Genomic DNA, 3,208 nt, shown 5'->3' with positions numbered 1-3,208 from the left:
CCGCGTCGACCAGCGCCACGCTGACCTCCTCGGTCCGTCCGTCGACCGCGACGAGGGCGAGGTCCGCGGGCAGCAGCCGGACCACCGTGACCGCGGTCGCGCTGTCCGAGCAGGTGACGCACTCCGGCCCGGAGCAGGTGCTCATCCCACCCTCCCCGCGCCGGTGCGCTCGTAGCGCTCCAGGAACCGGTGCAGCGCACCGTCGACCAACCGCAGCTCCGCGACCTGGTCCTCCAGATAGGACTCGCCGGCGTCGGTGAGGTGGTAGGTGCGCCGAGCCGGACCGGCCTGCGGGGTGCACCACTGGGAGTGGACGAGCCCGCGGCGCTCCAGTCCACGCAGGGCCCGGTAGACCCCACCCGAGTCCCCCTCGCCGTCGTGCATCGGGGTCAGCCGGGACAGCAGGTCGTAGCCGTGGTCCGCGCGCTCCCGCAGGAGCAGTAGCAGGCAGGGCTGGAGGAAGTTGCGCGGTTCGAGTACGGCCATGTAGGCCCCCCGGTGTCGGCGGTGGTGGACGCCTTGAGCCCTCCATGGTGGCCGAGTGTGATCCAGCTTACAAGGGTGCTAGCCGCGCTCGACGTGGGCACGCACCGCGGTGCCGTCCTCGCTGGTCCAGCCCTTCTTCTCGGCGTAGGCCAGCATGCCCGCCAGGTCGTCCTCCCACCCGGGCCCGACGCGGTCGCCCGCCAGCCGCCGGATCGCCGCGACCTCGATCATCACGTGCTCGCCGCCCGGCAGGACCTCGCCCACCCCGTCCCGCACCGTCGCCGCGGCGAGGCTCGCGGGCTCCAGGTCGGAGACCACGGAGAAGGACTTCACGTCCTCCGGGTCCACGAGCTCGGTCGCGAGGGCGGTGATGCGGAAGTGCACGGCGGTCTCCTGTGGTCGGCGGTCGGGTCAGTATGGGTGATCGTCGAGCCCGGTGAGCCGTTCGTAGGCGGCGACCAGCTCCTCGGTGAGCTCCGGGAGCCGCGCCGGGTCCGCCTCGGCGAGGTCGGCGAAGCGCATGACGATGCCGGTCACCATCTCGGCGAGCGCGGGCGCCGGGACCGCGAGGGAGGCCGTGCCCGCGGCCTCGAGCCGGGCGAGGAACCGCGCGTGCCGACGGGTGGAGCGCTCGTGGATCTCCGCCCGCAGCGCGCGCAGGGCGGGATCGGAGAGGGCCTGGTGGGCGATCACGGTGAGCATCCCGCGATGCCGGACGAAGGCGTGCAGGTAGCCGACCACACCGGAGCGCCCGATCTCGCGCGGCGAGCTGGTGTCGACCTCCTCCTGTAGGGCGAGGAACTCGTCTCGCACCCGGTCGGCCAGCGCGCGGAAGACCTCGTCCTTCGACGGGTAGTAGGCGTAGACGGTGGGGCGGGTGACGCCGGCGTCGTCCGCCAGGGCGCCGATGGTGGTGCGGGTGTACCCGAGCCTGCAGAACGTGCGCTCGGCCGAGTCGAGCAGCAGCGTGCGCTTCTCGGCCTCCGCCAGGCTCCGTCCACCGAGTCCCATGCTTGACACCGTTGTAAAGTAGCGCACATGGGGCTTCCGGAGGTCCAGCGACGGACCATCAGTGCGGTGTACGAACGGATCCTGGAGCGGATCCCCGACGCGCTCGCGCAGGTCGGGCCGGACGGTGTGTACACCGTCGCCCAGAGCCACGCGCGGTCGCTGCGCATCGCGGGTGGGCTGGCGGGCCTGGGCGTCGCACGGCAGCAGCCGGTCGCCCTGCTGCTGGACAACTCGCTCGACGCGGTGCACGCCTGGACCGGGACCGCGCTCGGCGGGATGGTCGAGGTCCCGGTGAACTCCGCCTACAAGGGCACGTTCCTGAGCCACGTGCTGAACGACTCGGGGGCCTCCGCGCTGGTCGTCGAGGCGGGGCAGGTCGAGCGGGTGGCGCGCGTGGCGGGCGATCTCACCGCGCTGCGCACCGTCGTCGTGCACGGTGACCCCGCGGCGGCGGACGAGCTGCGCGGCCGGTTCCGGGTCGTCGGGTTCGACGAGCTGACCGCCGCCGACCCCGTTGCGCCGCAGCGCCTCGACCCGGCCGACCTGATGGCCTACATGTACACGTCGGGGACCACGGGGGCGTCGAAGGGCGTGCTGGTCTCCCACGCGCACGCCTACACCTACGCCTCGCGCGAGGACCAGGCCCGGCCACGGGCGGGCGACCGGATCCTCGTCACGCTGCCGCTGTTCCACCTCGCGGGCCAGTGGTTCGGCGTCTACCAGGCGCTGATCCACGAGTCCCGGTGCGTGGTGGTCCCGAGCTTCTCGGTGAGCGGCTTCTGGCCCACGGTCCGCGAGCACGGCATCACCGTGACCGTCCTGCTGGGCGCCATGGCCGAGCTGCTGGCCCAGCGCCCGGCCCGCCCGGACGACGCCGACAACCCCCTCGAGCTGGCGATCATGGCGCCGCTGGCGAGCGACGTGCGGGGCTTCTCGGCCCGGTTCGGCGTCGAGGCGGCCGCCGTCTACGGGATGAGCGAGGTCGGCGCCGTGCTCAACGGACCGCCGGAGACCGTCGTCGGCGGCGAGGCGGGCTTCCCGCGCGAGGGGTACGCCCTGCGGCTTGTGGACCCGGCGGGCGACGACGTCCCCACCGGCGAGATCGGCGAGCTGTGGGTGCGACCGGACGAGCCGCTGACCGTGATGCGCGGCTACCACAACCTGCCGGAGAAGACCGCCGAGACGCTCGTCGACGGTTGGGTCCATACGGGCGACGCATTCCGCGCCGACGCCGAGGGACGCCTGTTCTTCAGCGACCGGATGAAGGACGCGCTGCGCCGCCGCGGCGAGAACATCTCCAGCTTCGAGGTCGAGCGGGTGATCAACGAACACCCGGCCGTCTACGAGAGCGCGGTGGTCGCCGTCCCGTCGGAGCTGACCGAGGACGAGATCAAGGCGGTCGTGGTGTCGCAGGAGGGGGCGAGCGTGGACCCCGAGGAGCTGACCCGGTTCCTGGTCGACCGGCTGCCCTACTTCATGGTGCCGCGCTATCTCGAGATCGCCGACTCGCTGCCGAAGACGCCCACCCAGAAGGTGCACAAGCACGTGTTGCGAGACAGCGGGATCCATGAGCGGGTGTGGGACCGCGAGGCCGCGGGCATCGTGCTCCGCCGGGGCGACCGATGAGGGCCCTCCTGGTGGCCAACCGGGGCGAGATCGCCGTCCGGGTCATCGCGACGGCGGCGGCGCTGGGGATCCGGACCGTGGCCGT

At 72.6% G+C, this 3,208-nt stretch carries 5 protein-coding genes; 2 read left to right on the top strand and 3 right to left on the bottom strand.

Annotation, left to right across the window (positions count from 1 at the left end):
* Nucleotides 1–141: 141 nt before the first annotated feature.
* From H5J29_RS26780 to H5J29_RS26770, 3 genes are all read right to left on the bottom strand, one after another.
* Complete coding sequence (locus H5J29_RS26780) at nt 142–486, bottom strand: helix-turn-helix transcriptional regulator (RefSeq protein ID WP_181783778.1); 345 nt, start codon at nt 484–486, stop codon at nt 142–144.
* A gap of 78 nt (nt 487–564) precedes the next feature.
* A complete protein-coding gene (locus tag H5J29_RS26775; protein ID WP_181783777.1) occupies nt 565–870 on the bottom strand; it encodes a hypothetical protein in 306 nt (101 codons plus the stop codon).
* 27 nt (nt 871–897) lie between these two features.
* Nucleotides 898–1,497, bottom strand: a complete 600-nt coding sequence (locus H5J29_RS26770) for a TetR/AcrR family transcriptional regulator (protein ID WP_181783776.1) — start codon at nt 1,495–1,497, stop codon at nt 898–900.
* 66 nt (nt 1,498–1,563) lie between these two features.
* Between H5J29_RS26770 and H5J29_RS26765 the strand changes: the two genes are divergently transcribed.
* Nucleotides 1,564–3,123, top strand: coding sequence for an AMP-binding protein (locus H5J29_RS26765; protein WP_312858427.1), 1,560 nt, complete (start codon nt 1,564–1,566; stop codon nt 3,121–3,123).
* Nucleotides 3,120–3,208 (top strand): biotin carboxylase N-terminal domain-containing protein (locus tag H5J29_RS36655; RefSeq protein WP_181783779.1); only part of this gene is annotated, 89 nt, incomplete at its 3' end. The genes H5J29_RS26765 and H5J29_RS36655, both read left to right, overlap by 4 nt.

This window comes from Pseudonocardia pini (assembly GCF_013870575.1).
GTDB classification, from domain to species: domain Bacteria; phylum Actinomycetota; class Actinomycetes; order Mycobacteriales; family Pseudonocardiaceae; genus Pseudonocardia; species Pseudonocardia pini.
Note: the sequence above shows the minus strand (reverse complement) of the source record. Positions and strands in the feature narration are given on the sequence as shown.